Here is a 16,030-nt window from a genome sequence, read left to right on the forward strand (position 1 = left end):
GGATGCTCGGGGCAAGGTAATTCTTTATCTATAATTAAGAATTTTTTGAAACATTTTGTTGGCGATATTCATATCTAAAGTGTGATTTTGGGGGCATTTGTCATCCAGGTTGGCAACGTCACATTATTTTCCTGAGCCCAAATGTTCTGTTCACTTTGAGTTCTGGATGACAAAAATGCAAATGCTATATCCATATCGTTGGTATATACCTCATTCGAGTATGCATTCGGCAAAGAAAAATGTGTTAGTTTCGCAACTATCTCTGCAAGTCTGTTTGGAAACATATCTAGCTTGTGGAGGTGGATCATCTCCCATCCATGCATCCACTGTCGATCACATTCAATAGCTCCTGAACGTGTTTCCTGATCTGGAAGGAGCCAACAGATAGCGCGACCTGAATGAGGATTGCGCAGCCCGATATCAGATGTACCTTCTCCTGTTGTTTCGATCTTGAATGGAACGATTGTTCCAAAACGATCATCAAAAGGCACATGAAGAATGTCTGTTTCTGTCGCGGTGGTTAGATAGAGAGTGTCGGGGTCATCATTTACTAAAATCCCATAGATAGGTGCAAAACGATCAGCGTTTGCACCATCCATAATGCTTACCAAATTTCCACTTTCCCGATCCAGACACGCACGAGATCCATGAACGGTTTGGATTTCACAAATCTCAAAACCAACATGACCGTTATAAATTTTCCATGGCTGTTTTTTTGTTATTTTAGAATAAAGAATCTGTTCGTAATTTTGGCGTATTTGCCGGACGATTTTTCTGACCTTTAATAGAAAACCTTCATCTGGTACATCGAGCGTTTCGTTGATATCAAAAATTTTGAAATAATTCATTGGATCAGGTAGGTCGCGAATATCGCTGCGCCGTTCAACCTTATCCAGAAAATCAGCCAGACTGCGGCAGGCATAATGCCGCACACAAGCATTCGTCCAAGATGGGTAGTCCTGTGTTCTTTCGGGGTGGGTGGCGTCCCACTGTATTTCGGTGCCGTCTGAAGTGATATAGAGCCCATCTACATCAAAATGATGCGGATTAATGTATCTGCTGCTCGTTTTATCAAGTCTAAATATTGATTTTACAATTTTGTTTGCGTCAGTAGAATTTGGGTTTGACCGACGTACATATGATTCCAATGGAGACGAGTTTGTTGGCCTAACGATATGGTGATTGCTTCCGAAGCAACACCAGTTGATTGCAATAGCCGACGCATCGGGGAATTTTTTTAGAAAAGCAGAAAGATTTTGATCTTTTCCAAGATCAAGATATTCATCTGAATCGAGGAACATTAGCCATTCAAACTTGTTTTTTGCGTCAGAAATTGCTTTTTCGTAAGTTAATCTTTGACGGTGATTAAACCGGACAGCTTTTTCGGATGTCTCTAGTCGAACATCAAACGATTTTGAGGCCGCGCGGACGATTTCCGCTGTCCTGTCTGTTGAGTCATCATCGTAAACGCAGATCGTCGTGAACCCGAGGGCGATATGCCACCCTAACCACCAAGCGATATCCCGCTCTTCATTTTTGACAAATATAGCGAGGGCTAGGCGTTCTGACATTACTTGTTTCCCTTGATCCAGAATGAAGTTTTGGGAGCTTCACCATGGCACTACCGCACGAATTAATCTTACATTAATCTGGTTTCCAGAGAGTCGCAATCTTTTGGGTTTATAAAGTAATATTAATATAATAATAAGTAATACCGTATGCTAATAAAGTAGGGATTCTCTTATTGTTAAATTAATAACAAGAGAATCCCTACAAATGTCATATTAATTTCTTAGGAAAGCAACACTTTCGACACACGCCGCCGCTGCTTCCCGCCCCTTGTTTTCTGCATCATGACGGGAGCGAGCCACGGCCTGTGCTTCCGTGTAAGTCGTCAGAATGCCGAAAGCGATTGGCACTTCCGTTGCAAGCTGGGCCTGCATGATGCCGATGGTGGCACCCAGGGAAATGAATTCAAAATGCGCCGTATCGCCCTTGATGACACAACCAAGGCAGATCACACCCTCATACTTTCCCGACTTTGCCAGCTTTTGCGCCAGAAGTGGCAGTTCGAACGCGCCAGGAGCATCATAAACATCCACATCTGTGATGCCGCGCTCTTCCATCCACTCAAGCGCGCCATTCTTCAGGCCGCCCGTAATCTCTGTATTGAAGCGGCTGACGATGATGGCCATTTTCGGTGCAGGCGAAAGGCGCAGGTCAGGGGCGACGGGGATATGCTTGCTCATGCGGGTTGTTCCTGAAGAAAATGACCCATCCGTGTCCGCTTGGTAGCGAGATAGGCCCGGTTGAAAGGGTTGGCTTCGATTTCCAGTCGTTCACGAGACTGAACGTCAAATCCGAAGCGGACAAGGTTGGATTCCTTATCCGGGTTATTTGTCAGAAGACGCAGGGAGGTTACGCTCAGATGCCGGAGCAGGTCGGCTGCGGCGTCCCATTCCCGCGCATCGGCAGGCAGACCGAGAGCTTCATTGGCTTCGACGGTATCCATGCCGGCATCCTGTAATTCATAGGCGCGGATCTTGTTGGCCAAGCCGATACCACGACCTTCATGGCCTCGCAGATAGACCAGCACGCCAGACTCCGCAGCGGAGATGCGCTCCAGAGCTTCCCGAAGCTGTGCGCCACAGTCGCAACGCAGGGAGCCAAGTGCATCACCTGTCACACATTCGGAGTGTAGACGCACAAGCGGCACTCCCTTGGACGGATCGCCCTTCACCAGTGCTACATGCTCCACGCCGTCAACGGCCCGGAAGGCATGAATACGCAGATCATGGCCGCCAAAAATGCTGGGCAGAGCCGACGCCGCAATCATTTCCCCAGCAGCTGGAACAGGCGTGCTGATGAGTTGGGCGTCCTCTACAGGACCACGTCCATGCTCAAGGCACCATTCCTGAAGATCCGCGATGCTGACAATCGGCAGGCCGTGTTTTGCCGCATACCGCCGCAACTCCGGCAGACGCATCATGCTGCCGTCATCTGCCATGATCTCACAAATCACCCCCGCTGGCTCAAGGCCTGCAAGGCGTGCGATGTCGATCGAACCTTCCGTGTGTCCGTTGCGCGCAACCACACCCTCGGGATGAGCGCGAAGGGGAAAGATGTGACCAGGAGAAACAACGTCCTCAGCTGTTGCATCCGGATTGGCCGCGATCACAATTGTCCGGGCACGATCCGCAGCGGAAATACCTGTTGTGACACCCGTCGCCGCCTCAATCGAAACTGTGAAGGCCGTGCCGCGTGGGTCCCGGTTACGGCTGACCATTGGAGGTAGACCAAGGCGATCAACCTGCTCCGCCTCCAGTGGAAGGCAGACCAATCCCCGCGCTTCGCGCACCATGAAGTTGATGGCTTCCGGTGTGGCGAACTGTGCCGCCATAACCAGATCACCCTCATTCTCGCGGTTTTCGTCATCCACCATGACGACCATTCCGCCTGCACGAATGGCCTCAATGGCGGCTTTCAGAGATGGCTTCATGATACAGCCTTTCCAAGGGTAGGAGAGAAGCGCAGCAGGTTCTCGACGTATTTGGACAGCACATCGACTTCGACGTTCATCCGGGTGCCGATCTCCAGGGAAGAAAGATTCGTGTGCTCCCAGGTATGAGGAATAATGGTCAGACCAACCTCGAATCCCGTCTGGTTTCCCCAAACAATCCCGTCATGCAGTTCGTTGACCGTCAGGCTGATACCGTCAAAGGTGATGGAGCCCTTTTCCACGACATACTGGCGCAGATCCTGAGGCACGAAAACGCGGAGGGCATAGGAATCGCCAGCTTTCTGGATACTGGCGAGGGTCGCGACATTATCGACATGTCCCTGCACGATATGTCCGGAAAGCCGGGTGCTGGCTGCAACGGCACGCTCGAGATTGACCTTCGAACCGGCCTTGAGCTGATCCAGCGGCGTGCGGGATAATGTTTCGCCACTTAGGTGGAACGTCGCGAGACCGGTGGCATCGAACGTCTCGACCGTCAGGCAGACACCATTGATCGCCACGCTCTCACCGAGTTCCAGATCGGGAAAGCCCGTCTCGATGGTCAGGTCCATGGCCTTGTCCCGGAGGGAGACGGACCGGACAGTGCCCAGACGCTCTACGATTCCAGAGAACATGCGTTTTCCCTCAGCAGTCGAAGCGGGCTCTCGTCCCGCGATTGAAGTGTGATGTGATCGGTGTCGCCATCCTTGCGAATGGTCAGCCAGTCATCCCAGAGACCAGCCTCCGACACGGTTTCCAGAAGACCCGGCCCGGCTTCCACCATGGCCCAGTTCACGCCGCGATCTGCCAGCATCGCCGGGACAGCCAGAAGGTCTGGGCTGGTTAGGACATCGAACCCGGACCGCTCCATCTCAGCTTTCCAGTCCGCCGGAAGGCGCCCGTGACGGTCGCACACGACCAGCAGACGTTTTGCGCGATTGGCATGATCCTGAACCCGACGCACGGTAAAGCGGGGCTTGTCAGCAAGAACAGTGCCAACGCCCGTGATGATGGCGTCTGTTGCGCGGCGCAGTCTGTGCGCGAGTGTCAGGGATGCCTCGGACGTAAAAGTTGTCTGACCGACTGGCGGGATCATAAACCCGTCGCGATCCAAAGCCTGCTTCACGCTGATCCATGGTCGATGACGCGTTGCGCGGCTCTGAAAAGGGGCTAGTAATGCACGGCAGTCGCGATAAAGATCTGCCAGTTCCGGAACATCCTTCAGGAATGTGACATTACGTCCTCCCGGCATTTCCTGAAGACGTGCAGCTCCCCCTGTTGCCTGAGGCGTAGGATCAGCAACTCCAATCCAGACATGCTCAACAGGGCTGTTGCGCAGAGCTTCGCTGCATGGTGGCGTACGGCCCGTATGGTTGCAGGGTTCCAGCGTCACAAGTGCCGTCCGGGCCTGCTCAAGCACGCCGGTATCCTGTGCCTGCGCAAGTGCCATGGCTTCGGCATGTGGCTGGCCAGCTTTCGGATGAATGCCAACCGTCAGGATACGGCCTTCGCTATCCAGGAGCGCACAGCCAACAGAAGGGTTGGGTGAGGTCGCCCCAAACGTGTCTATTGCCCGAGCAATAGCCACACGAAAGCCGTCCCGGATGGATGCGAGATTTGAAGATGCGGAAAAGGCGGTCTGCTTCAACAAGGCTGCGGTCTTCGGTCCCAGTCAGGGACGTCCGCAGGGCGCACGCCGCCCTCAACCGATGATGAGCGCAGGGAGAGTGCACAGTGCACACTTTTCCCTGCCCGACATCGGGCAAGTGCTGCGTTCTCTCTCATCCGGACTATGACCGTCGGCTCCGGAGTCTCACCGGATCTGCTTGACCCCTCTTCCATGAAGAAAGAAGGCGCTCGCGGGCTCAGATAGATCGAAACCTATCAATACCGCCGGTGGGGAGTTCCACCCCGCCCCGAGAACGTCTGTTCAGACTGAGATATGAGACCGGTAAATTACAGATTACAAGTGGAATCACATCAAAACTGGTTAAAAACACCTCAAGGCTCACATTTCGTGATCTTGTTGGTGTGGGCGCCGGACATGAAAAAACCGCCGGAAAGATCCCGGCGGTTGATTCGTCGATCTTCGGTCTGAATGAATGAAGATCAGTGCGTGGACGCATCCGTATGACGCTGGATGGCATCCTGCGTTGCGTTGGCGCCGCGGGACACATTGTGACCCACAGCGCTTACGTCCTGGCCAGCACCGTGAACAGTGTTGCAGGCCGAAAGCGAAACGGCAGCACCGGACAGCAGCGTCAGGGACAGTGCAACACGGGCGATGGACTTGATGGACATTAGGTATAACTCCTTCGAAAGAGCGTTCGGCATCGAAACGCTATCCCGACCGAAAAGTTCACGACCGTGAAGGATTTTGTGTGACTGCATTGTTTCAAAATGAAACATGAATTTCGGATCAGAATCACAACCTTATGAACAAAACGACCTGTCGGACGCTATGCCCTCCATATCATAGCAACGAGGACCCGATGTCTGCCAAAGGTCACCACACTTCTGCACCCCCTGTTATTGTCTGGTTCAGGGAGGATCTGCGGCTCAGTGACCATCCGGCGTTACAAGCAGCCCTTGCAACCGGACAGCCTCTTATCTGCCTTTATGTTCTGGACGATGAAACGCCAGCCCTCCATTCTCTTGGCGGTGCCTCGCGATGGTGGCTACACGGAGCTCTGGCAGACCTCAGAAGGACTTTGGGCCGTCATCAAGGAACTCTGCTGACGTTGAAAGGCTCGGCAGAAAAGTTGGTCCCGCAACTGGCCAGGGAAACAGGTGCGCAAAGCGTCTATTGGCATCACCGTCTGCATCAGAAAGAACGTGAGCAGGATGAGCGGATTGCGATTGCTCTCAAGACGCAGGGTACTGCTGCCGAAGGGTCGTGGGGAACGGTGTTGCTGGACCCCGCGCAGGTCCAGACCAAGGAGGGGCGCTTTTATCAGGTCTTCACGGCGTTTTGGAAAGCGTTTCAGGCTCAGGACGTGCCAGAACCTTTCGGTTCTCCAGCTAATCTGTCGTTTTACCCTTTGTCAGATAGCCTTCTGGCTCAATACCGGCTTGATGAGTCAACACTTCTTCCCACGCATCCGGACTGGGCGGCTGGATTGCGTGCATCCTGGGAGCCGGGCGAGAAGGAAGCACATGAGCACCTCGAAGATTTTGTTCGTCATGACTGCAGTCGGTACGGCAAAGGCCGTGATGAACTGAGCCGGGAAGGGACGTCGCGACTGTCTCCTTATCTTGCGTCGGGCGCTATTTCTCCGCGGCAGATTTGGGCCGCACTACAAAAGAAAGGTGCCCATGATGAGGGGGCAAGAATATTCCTTTCTGAAATTGGCTGGCGGGAATTCGCGAAATACACGCTCTTTCATCAACCTCGCCTGCCGGATACCAGTCTTGGCCAAAAATTTGAGAAGATGCCTTGGCGCAAGAGCAAAAAAGATCTTCTGGCCTGGCAGCAGGGAAGAACGGGTGTCCCTGTTGTAGACGCTGGGATGCGCCAGTTATGGAAAACCGGCTGGATGCATAATCGCGCCAGAATGATTGTTGGCTCGTTTCTGACGAAGCATCTGCTGATTGACTGGCGTGAGGGGGAGGCATGGTTCCGCGACACACTTGTTGATGCTGATTGGGCAAGCAATGCCATGAACTGGCAGTGGGTCGCAGGGACGGGCATAGATGCATCGCCATTCTTCCGAATCTTCAACCCGACGCGGCAGGGCGTGAAATTCGATCCGGAGGGGGATTACATTCGGCAATGGGTTCCAGAGCTTAAGAAGTTGTCTGGCAAAGACCTGTTCGAACCCTGGAATGCGAAAGAGGATGACCTCGAAAGAGCAGGCATTACGCTTGGGAAAACCTATCCGAGACCTGTTGTAGACCTGAAAGAGGGCCGAGACCGGGCCATGGCCGCATTTAGAAGTTTGTGATCTGAAACTGTCAGCCGGGGAAAAACCCGGCTGACAACGAGAATCTTAGAGACCGCCGTTCAGGAAGTTGGTTGCATCGCTGCGGGTCTTCTTGCCAAGAGCATTCAGGCGGTTCTTCTGCTCCTGAGGGGCATTCTTCAGCTTCTGAAGCTTTTCCGTCTGCTCTGCGCGCGCAGTGTTCAGCTTGTCGCGTTCGCTATTGATCTGCTTCTGGATGCGAGCCTTCTGATTAGCCGGAGCATTCGTGTACTGATCCTTGAGAGACTGGATCTTCTGGGTACGCTGCTCCTGCGCAGCCTTGGACTGTGTCTGGTAGTTCTGAAGACGCGTATTCACGCTGTCTTCTTTCTTCGTCAGGTTTCCAAGAAAATCATTCTGGCTGGTGCTGCTCTGCGTGGCTGCAGCCGGATCTGCGGCATGCGCGTGAGAGACCACCATGGCGGAGCCCGTCAGAAGGCTGATGGCGAGCATGGAACGAAAGAAAAGACGGGATTTCATGAAGTCTCCTGTAAATGTCTGGCAGGAAGACACCAGTTCATCATGGCGGGAATGTGGCCTCACCTTGATGAGTCGACTATTCGAGGCCTTCCGCAATGGCAGAAATGCGTTCAGGTTGCATGATTGTAATGTGTGTGATGCCGCGAATGTTTATGAGACCTTCACGTTTGAAGGCACTCAGTACCCGGCTGACTGTTTCAATAGTCAGTCCCAGATAATCGGCAATATCTGTGCGGGGCATAGGAAGGTCGAATTCAACCTGGGAAGCGTTTGCGTGGCATGGCGGGGCCAGCAGGTGGATGCGTTCCATGAGAAAGGTTGCAAGCCGTTCCCGAGCGGTCTTGCGTCCTAGAAGCGTCAGCCTGGCCTGCATCAGGCTGAGTTCCCGCGAGGCCTCCTGTCGGAGGCGGTGTTCAAGGTTTGGGAAGCGATCTGTAAGTCTTTGCATGGAGGCATGTGGAAATCGACACAGAACTGCAGTGCCGAGCGCCTCTGCGCCAAATGCATAGCTCGTGGAAGCCGCCAGTCCGAGAAAGTCTCCACCCTCGGCAAATCCGGTAATCTGACGGCGCCCATCAGGAAGAAGTGTAAATAGCTTGACCCGTCCGTCAGTGACAACGAAGAAATCGTGTGCCGGCGAACCTTCTTCTATGAAAGATCGACCATCAGGAACGGTCATTCTCGAAGACTCGCTTGCCAGTATTGCAAGATCACAGTCTTCAATCGCGCTGCAAATACTGTGCTTCCGACCGATGCAATGTGAGCAACGATCATGAATTTCTTCCGGGTTGCGCGACGACGTCATGACTCTTTGTTCTCTTCCGGCATGAAACATTTCTTCTGGCCGCCACACCTATAACACATAATTCCCCAGACTTGATCCAGGTCAAGGTGAGGGACAGGGAGGAGTGCTTTCTGAGGTCAACTATTGTTGATGGAACCTCCCTTATGAAGACTTCCGCTTTCGCGCTGGTCGCTGCCCTGGGCCTGATGGCTACTCCTGCTTTCGCACAGACAGCAGCTCCGCAGGCTACCGTTTCCGCCCCGATGACGGCAGCCCCCGTCCCACAGGTTAACATCCTGCCGCCGTCCTCCGGTCATTGCGGCTTGTTCGAGACCTGCGCGAATACGAAAATCGGTCTCGGTAAGGGAGACTTCCTGATCCGTCTGTCGGCTTTGGGTGTGCTGCCGCAGGATACGTCTTCCCGTGTGAAGGTGATTGGAGGCCGTGTGAAGGCAACCAATCAGGTCGCTCCGGAATTCACATTTGAGTATTTCTTCACGGATCATATCTCGCTTGATCTGATCGCTGCCAGCACCCGCCATGAACTGGCCGCTGAGGACACTGCTCTCGGCAAGGTCGATTTGGGAAGCACATGGGTTCTGCCACCGACGGTAACGCTGGCCTGGCATTTCCGTCCGCACAAGCGCTTCAACCCATATGTAGGTGTTGGTCTGACGCTGGCGTTCTTCCACAACATCAGCCCGGCTGGTGGTGCTGTGCAGAAGCTTGATCTCCGTACGACAGTCGGTCCGGCAGCAAATGTTGGCTTCGACTATCAGCTCGTCGGCAACTGGTTCTTCAACTTTGATGCCAAGCAGATGTGGCTTTCCGTTCCTGCTTTCATCAACGAACGTGGTGGAGCTTCCGGCCCTTATATCCATGCTCGCGACAGCCTGAACCCGACGACGGTTGCTGCTGGTATCGAATATCGTTTCTGATCCTGAAATTCAGTTTAGCGACGAAAGCGGCTCATCCTTCGGGTGAGCCGCTTTTTTTGTGTAATTTTCAAGTCAGAACCATAAAATTTTTGCAATACGTTGCCGAGAGGCTTTAGAAAATCCGAGTTTTCAGCTTCTAGTGATTCCGACAGACGATGGTGGGGTGTCTTCCTGCCATGAAATCGTCGGGGTTCAGGAATAGCAGGGCGCTTTCTGCTTCTGTCGCCGTCGCGGCAGAAGCTGTCCAGCAGGTACGGGGTTTTCGAAAAATATGCGTGTTGCGCGCGTCAGCGCTCTGGCCGTCGGCCTGCTGATTCTTGTCCTTCTCCTTGGTTTCTTTCTGAGAACTCATCTGTTGGCCCCTTCGCATGAAGCGGCCCCCGATGCGCCTATGCTGACTCGGCAGAATGGCAACATCGTTGTCAGGAAGGACAGTCCCCTTCAGAAACGTCTGGTTGTGACCTCGGTTGCTTCAGCCAACGATACGACGGCCATTGTTCTGCCTGCTCAGGTCGTGCCCATTCCCGATCACCAGGTGAATGTGCTCGCGCCTGCAACAGGTCGCATCATGAGTGTGGCCGTTCAACTGGGGCAGCACGTTTCCCGCGGACAGGTTCTCGCAACCATCGCAGCCAGCGATTTGGATCAGGCTTGGGCAGACGATCGCCGCGCCCGCGCCGCGCTGGATTTTGCCAAGCGTGCCTATGATCGTGCCCGGGGGGTTCTGGCGGCCGGTGGCAACGCTGTCAAAGACCTTGAAGCTGCCAGGAACGACCTTGCGCAGGCAGAAGCTGAATCCCAGCGTACACATCAGCGACTTCAGGTGCTTGGTGCACGCTCTGATTATGCCGCTCAGGGGCAGGTTCCCCTTGTTTCTCCAGTTGATGGCGTTGTGGCGACGACGACTATGGCTGTCGGGGAGAATATTACTGATTCAACGGCTGTTCAGATGACTCTGCTGGATCTTTCATCTGTGTGGGTTGCTGCGGCCGTACCAGAAGATCGCACGGATGATCTGGTTGGGAATGTCACACTGGATGTTACGTTCCCCGCAATACCCGGACGACACTGCTCCGGCCCGATGGTGACCGTTGATCCCGCCCTCAAGCCAGACACACGGCGCGTAAACGCCTATGTAGTGTGCTCCAATGCGGATGGCACCCTGCGTCCTGGACTTTTTGCGTCCGCAAAGCTGGGTATTCCTGCCGGGGCTTCCGTTCTGGTGCCGAAATCCGCATTGCTTATGAACAACGATCAGGTGTCCGTCTTCATCGAGACGTCTCCACGTGTCTTTCAAAGGCGTGACGTGACCATCACGTATGATGAAGGTGACGATGTTCGTGTCCTGTCCGGCCTTTCAGCAGGTGAGCGTATCGTGACAAGCGGCGCCATCCTGTTGAACGACGACTGACCGGACAGGCCAGCCACCATGATCGAACGTTTCATTGCCTGGTGCTTTGTGCGCCGGAATATCGTTTTCTTCGCTGCGGTTCTGCTGGCTCTTATGGGCAGCTTTGCGTGGCGCATTCTTCCTGTTGAAGCATACCCGGATCTTGGGGCCGTCAGTGTCCAGGTTACGACACAGCAGTCTGGTCTTGCCGCCGAGGAAATGGAGCAGCAGGTCACAATCCCTCTGGAACGGATGCTGGCCAGCGTACCGGGTGTGGCGGACAGTCGTTCCACCAGCACGTTCGGCCTCTCTCTCATCACACTGATCTTCCGTGATGGAACAAATGTGTTCTGGGCGCGTCAGCAAGTAGAAACCATTCTGGCCAGCAATGCCCTTCCGAATGGGGCGCAGCCAACGCTGGGTCCGATTTCCGGCCCGACAGGCGAAATCTACCGCTATACGCTGGAATCAGATGACAAGAACCTGATGCAGCTTTCGGATGTGCAGAAGTGGTCCGTCATTCCGGCACTGCTGCATGTTCCGGGCGTTGTCAGTGTGGATAATTTCGGGGGCTTTACCCGTGAGTACCAGCTTGTACTGACTCCCTCTTCCTTGATGCGTTATTCGGTGGGGCTGGAAGATGTTCTGACTGCCATCCGCAACAACAATATCAATGCAGGCGGCGGCCGGGTCTCCCGAGGCGAACAGTCTTACATCGTTCGCGGTATCGGCATGATCCACTCTCTGGCGGACATGGAGAACATCGTCGTCGCCCAGCGTCATGGCGTGCCTGTTTTCATCCGTGATCTTGGTACGGTCCAGTTTGGTCATCAGGTGCGAGAAGGGATTCTCGGTAAAGACCACAACCCCGATATGGTCGAAGGGGTTGTGACCATGCTGAGCGGCGAGAACCCGTCCGTCGTGTTGGAAGATCTGCATCAGACCGTTGCCAAGCTTCAGAAGCAGTTGGCTCCTCAGCATATCCGCATCGTTCCTTACATGGATCGGGATAACCTTGTCCTGTCCACGACCCATAAGGTCACGGAAACGATGATCGAGGGTATTCTTCTGGTTGGCGTTATTCTGACGCTGTTTCTGGGAAGTCCCCGTAGTGCCATCGTTACGGCTGTCACCATTCCGCTCGCTTTGTCCGTCGTGTTTACGCTCATGCATTTCTTCGGCATGGCGGCGAATCTGTTCTCGCTGGGCGCGGTCGATTTCGGCGTAATCGTGGATGGCGCCATTGTTATCATGGAGACGATCCTTCGCATCCGTGAGGAACGCCCGACCGAAGCTCTGAATGCGGATGATGTTCTGACTGTCGCCAAGCGTGCCGGACATGCGATCTTCTCGTCCACGCTCGTTATTATTCTCGCATACAGCCCGCTCTTCGCCTTCGAAGGCAGTGAAGGCAAGCTGTTCCGCCCGATGGCCTATACGGTCAGCTTTGCACTTCTTGGCGCATTGCTTTGCGCTCTGGCCCTGATCCCCTCCCTAAGCTTTCTGGCTCTTCGCAAACCACGTCATATCTGGCGCAACAAGCCGCTGGAATGGTTGCATGAGCGTTACACGCATTGGCTGGGTCATTTTATCGACCGGCCATTCATCGCGTATATTGGCGGTGCTGGCGCGTTGGTCGCGGTCGTCTTCCTTGGCATGACGATCGGGCGCGAGTTCCTGCCGGATCTGGATGAGGGTGCTCTCTGGATTCAGGTGCAGATGCCCACCGGCATTTCTCTTGAGAAAGGCGAAAAGATTGCCAACGAACTGCGGAATGCGGTTCGGGAGTTTCCGGAAACGTCTTACGCCATCACGCAGCTTGGTCGTTCTGATGATGGTACGGACCCGTGGACACCGTCTCATATCGAGATGCCCGTCGGTCTCAAACCTTATGATCAATGGCCTTCAGGGGAAGACAAGGCACAATTCGTCAAGCGTCTGCGGGCCAGACTTGCGCAGGTGCCGGGCATTGATTTCGGTATCAGCCAGCCTATTCAGGATAACATGAGTGATCTGGTGGGCGGTGCACACAGTCCGCTCGTCCTGCGTGTTTACGGAAACGACTTTCAGGAACTGCGCCGGATTGGCCAGCAGATCGTGGATGTCCTGCATCAGGTGCCGGGAACGGCAGAAGCGTCGATCTTCCAGGAGCCTCGGATCCCGCAGATCGCCGTGACGGCAGACCGTCTGGCGGCCGCCCGTTATGGGATCAGTGTCTCCGATATTTCTGATATGGTGTCCTACGGCATCGGTGATGCGGCGATCTCTACGGTGTATGAAGATGATCGCTTCTACAACGCGACGCTTCGTATTCCCCGTAAAGATGCTCAGGATCTTCAAAGTCTTGCCCAGCTGCCTCTGCTGGATGCGGAAGGCGCCTATATTCCCCTGTCGCAGGTCGCACATGTGGGACTACGGATGGGTGAGAGCAACATTGCTCATGAGTTGAGCCATCGCCAGATCACGATCCGCGTAGATAACGGTCAGCGTCCCCTGTCGCAGTATCTTGCCGATGCACAGGCGCAGATTGAGAAATCCGTCCACTACGATAAGGAAAAATACACGCTGGAATGGGCCGGAACCTTCCAGCAGCAGGAACGAGCCCAGAAGCGCCTGACTATTGCTCTGGGTATCATGTTTGCCATGATGCTGGTCCTGCTGTTCATTGAGTTCGGCAAGATCCGTCATGCCCTGCTCATTCTGAGCGTCGTGCCTCTGGCTACGCTGGGTGGTCTTGTTGCTCTGCATGTGCGTGGGGAAACCCTTAACATTGCCACGGCGGTTGGGTTCATCGCCCTTTTCGGTGTCGCGGTGCAGAACGGCATCATCATGATCTCCAGCATCAACCGGCATCGCGCAGAAGGTCATCCCGTTCGTTCTGCGACAATCATGGGGGCTGGAGAACGCTTCCGACCGGTGCTTATGACAGCTACGGTCGCCAGTGCCGGTATGTTGCCGGCCGCCATGGCGACAGGTGTTGGTACGGACGTACAGCGTGGACTGGCTACGGTTGTGGTGGGTGGTCTCGGAATTGCCACGCTTCTTACGCTCTTTGCGCTTCCGGTCTATTTCAGCGAACTTGAAATGTGGGTTGAGCGCCGGAATGCCCGTCGTGCCAAACCTGTTGAAGAAAATGGAGCCCCGTCATGAAGCGGCTTCTCAAGGGTTCGACGGCTCTTCTGGGGCTGGTGGTTCTGGTTGGTTGTGCTGTTGGTCCGGATTTTCATAAGCCTGACTTACCGAAAGGTATGAACTATCAGTCCGCTCCGCGCACGGCCACGGCTGGCCATGGCGGTACTGGCGCCGGTGTGTCCCAGACATTCCAGACCGGTGTGGATATTCCGGGTAAGTGGTGGGAAATCTTTCAAAACCCATCGCTCAATGCGTTGGTCGAACAGGCGTTGGCGAACAACCAGTCCCTGAAAGCCATGCAGACAGGTCTGAAATCAGCCTGGGAACAAAGGCGCATCGAAGGGGCCGGTCTGTATCCAACCCTCTCGGCATCCTTTAACCCGACACGGAACAAGACGTCTCGCGTTTACTCACCGGTTCCGAACAACAATACCTGGCTCTATAACGTTCACACAGCTCAGCTGACGGTTGGTTATGTACCGGATCTCTGGGGCGGAACGCGCCGGGCCATCGAGGCCGCAGGTGCACAGGCGGAAATCCAGAAGTTCCAGCTTGAAGCCACAGCCCTGACAATGATCTCCGATCTGGTCAATGCCACGATTGAGGAAGCTTCCATCCGGGCTCAGATTGCCGCGACGCAGGATCTTATTGCGTCTCAGAAATCTACACTGGCCCTGATTACGAAGCGTCAGAAGTTGGGGGATGCATCCCAGCAGGATATGGTGTCCCAGCTTGCGTCGGTTGCGCAGCTTGAAGCCACACTTCCGGGGTTGAATCTACAACTTGCGCAGACGCGGGACCAGATGGCCGTTCTGGTCGGTGTGGCACCTAACTCGCCTCTCCCAGAGTTCCGGCTTGAACAGTTCACTCTGCCTCAGACGCTTCCAGTGTCATTGCCGTCAGACCTTCTGAACCAGCGGCCGGACGTTAGGGCCGCTCAGGCTCAGATCCAGTCAGCCAGTGCACAGGTCGGCGTTGCGATCGCCAACCGCTTACCGAACGTGCAACTTAGTGCGCTGCCTGGGCAGGCCGTCGGTACGATGAGCGATTTCTTCAAGCCGGGATATGGAAACTGGACGATTGCCGCCACCGTGATGCAGCCAATCTTTCAGGGCGGTTCCCTGCTTCATGCGGAGCGGCAGGCGCGCGACAATCTGATGCAGGCGAACGAGACCTATAAGGCTACCGTTCTGTCTGCCATTCAGGATGTGGCTGACAGTTTGCATGCGCTAGATTTCGATGCAGACGCCTTGCAGGCCAATCAGAGTGCTTATGACGCGACAACTCAAAGCTTAAAAATCGCTCACGCGCAGCTTCGTCTCGGGGATGTCAGCGAACTTATGATGTTGCAGGCTCAACAGGCGAATGCCCAGGCGCGGCTTGCGCTGGTACAGGCACAGGGAACACGTTATTCGGATAGTGTTGCCCTGTTCCAGTCCCTTGGCGGTGGGTGGTGGAACCGCAATGATCTGGGCATGACGCCAGCGGCGCAGAAGGCTCTCGGAAAATCACTTGTTCCGTGGTGAAGACACAGAAGGGAAGCAGTCTTGCGACGTACAGGTCATGGGCTGCTTTTCTCAGAGGTTCTGAAAAGCCTGTGCAAGCTCTTTCTGAGCCTCTGATTGATCTCTGAAGCCGGCATCGACCTGCCCATTTAGCCAGCCATGGCAGTATGATGGGGATTTGTCAGACCCCGGCTCCGTTGTTCCATGGAAGCCGTCCAGATAGCCTTCCAGAATGTCGGCATCATCCAGTTTCCGGAATTCCGGTATCGTTTTGACCGGCTCGAACTCGGCCATCTTGGTTCCTCACACAATAATGGCTGCAAGATGCCTGACCGCAGGT

The 16,030-nt window shown here is 54.5% G+C and carries 14 protein-coding genes and 1 riboswitch; of the genes, 5 read left to right on the forward strand and 9 right to left on the reverse strand.

Annotated features, from left to right (window positions below):
• Window positions 1-74: 74 nt before the first annotated feature.
• From HKD32_RS04200 to HKD32_RS04225, 6 genes are all read right to left on the reverse strand, one after another.
• Window positions 75-1,571: a glycosyltransferase family 2 protein gene (locus HKD32_RS04200; protein WP_194257575.1), complete on the reverse strand. Its 1,497-nt coding sequence runs from the start codon at window positions 1,569-1,571 to the stop codon at window positions 75-77.
• A 213-nt stretch (window positions 1,572-1,784) separates the two neighbouring features.
• The gene (gene ribH / locus HKD32_RS04205; RefSeq protein ID WP_061931344.1) at window positions 1,785-2,249 is read right to left on the reverse strand and encodes a 6,7-dimethyl-8-ribityllumazine synthase; all 465 of its coding nucleotides are present in this window, start codon (window positions 2,247-2,249) and stop codon (window positions 1,785-1,787) included.
• Window positions 2,246-3,499, reverse strand: a complete 1,254-nt coding sequence (locus tag HKD32_RS04210; protein WP_061931346.1) for a bifunctional 3,4-dihydroxy-2-butanone-4-phosphate synthase/GTP cyclohydrolase II — start codon at window positions 3,497-3,499, stop codon at window positions 2,246-2,248. Before HKD32_RS04210 ends, ribH begins: the two co-directional genes overlap by 4 nt.
• Window positions 3,496-4,134, reverse strand: coding sequence for a riboflavin synthase (locus HKD32_RS04215; RefSeq protein WP_194257576.1), 639 nt, complete (start codon window positions 4,132-4,134; stop codon window positions 3,496-3,498). The genes HKD32_RS04210 and HKD32_RS04215 overlap by 4 nt, the downstream gene beginning before the upstream one ends.
• Window positions 4,116-5,150, reverse strand: coding sequence for a bifunctional diaminohydroxyphosphoribosylaminopyrimidine deaminase/5-amino-6-(5-phosphoribosylamino)uracil reductase RibD (ribD, locus tag HKD32_RS04220; RefSeq protein WP_194257577.1), 1,035 nt, complete (start codon window positions 5,148-5,150; stop codon window positions 4,116-4,118). Before ribD ends, HKD32_RS04215 begins: the two co-directional genes overlap by 19 nt.
• A 118-nt stretch (window positions 5,151-5,268) precedes the next feature.
• A riboswitch (FMN riboswitch) is annotated at window positions 5,269-5,427 on the reverse strand.
• A 181-nt stretch (window positions 5,428-5,608) separates the two neighbouring features.
• On the reverse strand, window positions 5,609-5,800 hold the full coding sequence (locus HKD32_RS04225) for an entericidin A/B family lipoprotein (protein WP_007284482.1): 192 nt from the start codon (window positions 5,798-5,800) through the stop codon (window positions 5,609-5,611).
• A gap of 191 nt (window positions 5,801-5,991) precedes the next feature.
• Between HKD32_RS04225 and HKD32_RS04230 the strand changes: the two genes are divergently transcribed.
• Window positions 5,992-7,443: a cryptochrome/photolyase family protein gene (locus HKD32_RS04230; protein ID WP_061931352.1), complete on the forward strand. Its 1,452-nt coding sequence runs from the start codon at window positions 5,992-5,994 to the stop codon at window positions 7,441-7,443.
• 45 nt (window positions 7,444-7,488) lie between these two features.
• Here HKD32_RS04230 and HKD32_RS04235 read toward each other — a convergent pair whose 3' ends face one another.
• Window positions 7,489-7,941, reverse strand: a complete 453-nt coding sequence (locus HKD32_RS04235) for a hypothetical protein (protein WP_061931354.1) — start codon at window positions 7,939-7,941, stop codon at window positions 7,489-7,491.
• A gap of 76 nt (window positions 7,942-8,017) precedes the next feature.
• Entirely contained in the window at window positions 8,018-8,620 is a 603-nt protein-coding gene (locus HKD32_RS04240; RefSeq protein ID WP_034881553.1) for a Crp/Fnr family transcriptional regulator, read from the reverse strand.
• 269 nt (window positions 8,621-8,889) lie between these two features.
• Between HKD32_RS04240 and HKD32_RS04245 the strand changes: the two genes are divergently transcribed.
• The 4 genes from HKD32_RS04245 to HKD32_RS04260 all read left to right on the forward strand — a co-directional run bounded on the left by HKD32_RS04245 (window position 8,890) and on the right by HKD32_RS04260 (window position 15,711).
• The gene (locus HKD32_RS04245) at window positions 8,890-9,663 is read left to right on the forward strand and encodes an OmpW/AlkL family protein (RefSeq protein ID WP_010503025.1); all 774 of its coding nucleotides are present in this window, start codon (window positions 8,890-8,892) and stop codon (window positions 9,661-9,663) included.
• A 271-nt stretch (window positions 9,664-9,934) separates the two neighbouring features.
• On the forward strand, window positions 9,935-11,074 hold the full coding sequence (locus tag HKD32_RS04250; RefSeq protein WP_061931356.1) for an efflux RND transporter periplasmic adaptor subunit: 1,140 nt from the start codon (window positions 9,935-9,937) through the stop codon (window positions 11,072-11,074).
• 18 nt (window positions 11,075-11,092) lie between these two features.
• Entirely contained in the window at window positions 11,093-14,203 is a 3,111-nt protein-coding gene (locus tag HKD32_RS04255) for an efflux RND transporter permease subunit (protein WP_061931358.1), read from the forward strand.
• Window positions 14,200-15,711, forward strand: coding sequence for an efflux transporter outer membrane subunit (locus tag HKD32_RS04260; RefSeq protein WP_194257578.1), 1,512 nt, complete (start codon window positions 14,200-14,202; stop codon window positions 15,709-15,711). Before HKD32_RS04255 ends, HKD32_RS04260 begins: the two co-directional genes overlap by 4 nt.
• 51 nt (window positions 15,712-15,762) lie before the next feature.
• Here HKD32_RS04260 and HKD32_RS04265 read toward each other — a convergent pair whose 3' ends face one another.
• The gene (locus tag HKD32_RS04265) at window positions 15,763-15,984 is read right to left on the reverse strand and encodes a hypothetical protein (protein WP_010503032.1); all 222 of its coding nucleotides are present in this window, start codon (window positions 15,982-15,984) and stop codon (window positions 15,763-15,765) included.
• Between the last annotated feature and the right edge of the window lie 46 nt (window positions 15,985-16,030).

This window comes from Gluconobacter japonicus (assembly GCF_015244665.1).
In the GTDB taxonomy this organism is placed as follows: Bacteria; Pseudomonadota; Alphaproteobacteria; order Acetobacterales; family Acetobacteraceae; genus Gluconobacter; species Gluconobacter japonicus.

Bases quoted from the DNA above. Each gene is read 5' to 3' on its own strand.
- HKD32_RS04200 (WP_194257575.1), bottom strand. From the start codon at position 1,571: ATGTCAGAACGCCTAGCCCTCGCTATATTTGTCAAAAATGAAGAGCGG.
- ribH (WP_061931344.1), bottom strand. From the start codon at position 2,249: ATGAGCAAGCATATCCCCGTCGCCCCTGACCTGCGCCTTTCGCCTGCA.
- HKD32_RS04210 (WP_061931346.1), bottom strand. From the start codon at position 3,499: ATGAAGCCATCTCTGAAAGCCGCCATTGAGGCCATTCGTGCAGGCGGA.
- HKD32_RS04215 (WP_194257576.1), bottom strand. From the start codon at position 4,134: ATGTTCTCTGGAATCGTAGAGCGTCTGGGCACTGTCCGGTCCGTCTCC.
- HKD32_RS04225 (WP_007284482.1), bottom strand. From the start codon at position 5,800: ATGTCCATCAAGTCCATCGCCCGTGTTGCACTGTCCCTGACGCTGCTG.
- HKD32_RS04230 (WP_061931352.1), top strand. From the start codon at position 5,992: ATGTCTGCCAAAGGTCACCACACTTCTGCACCCCCTGTTATTGTCTGG.
- HKD32_RS04235 (WP_061931354.1), bottom strand. From the start codon at position 7,941: ATGAAATCCCGTCTTTTCTTTCGTTCCATGCTCGCCATCAGCCTTCTG.
- HKD32_RS04240 (WP_034881553.1), bottom strand. From the start codon at position 8,620: ATGACCGTTCCTGATGGTCGATCTTTCATAGAAGAAGGTTCGCCGGCA.
- HKD32_RS04245 (WP_010503025.1), top strand. From the start codon at position 8,890: ATGAAGACTTCCGCTTTCGCGCTGGTCGCTGCCCTGGGCCTGATGGCT.
- HKD32_RS04250 (WP_061931356.1), top strand. From the start codon at position 9,935: ATGCGTGTTGCGCGCGTCAGCGCTCTGGCCGTCGGCCTGCTGATTCTT.
- HKD32_RS04255 (WP_061931358.1), top strand. From the start codon at position 11,093: ATGATCGAACGTTTCATTGCCTGGTGCTTTGTGCGCCGGAATATCGTT.
- HKD32_RS04260 (WP_194257578.1), top strand. From the start codon at position 14,200: ATGAAGCGGCTTCTCAAGGGTTCGACGGCTCTTCTGGGGCTGGTGGTT.
- HKD32_RS04265 (WP_010503032.1), bottom strand. From the start codon at position 15,984: ATGGCCGAGTTCGAGCCGGTCAAAACGATACCGGAATTCCGGAAACTG.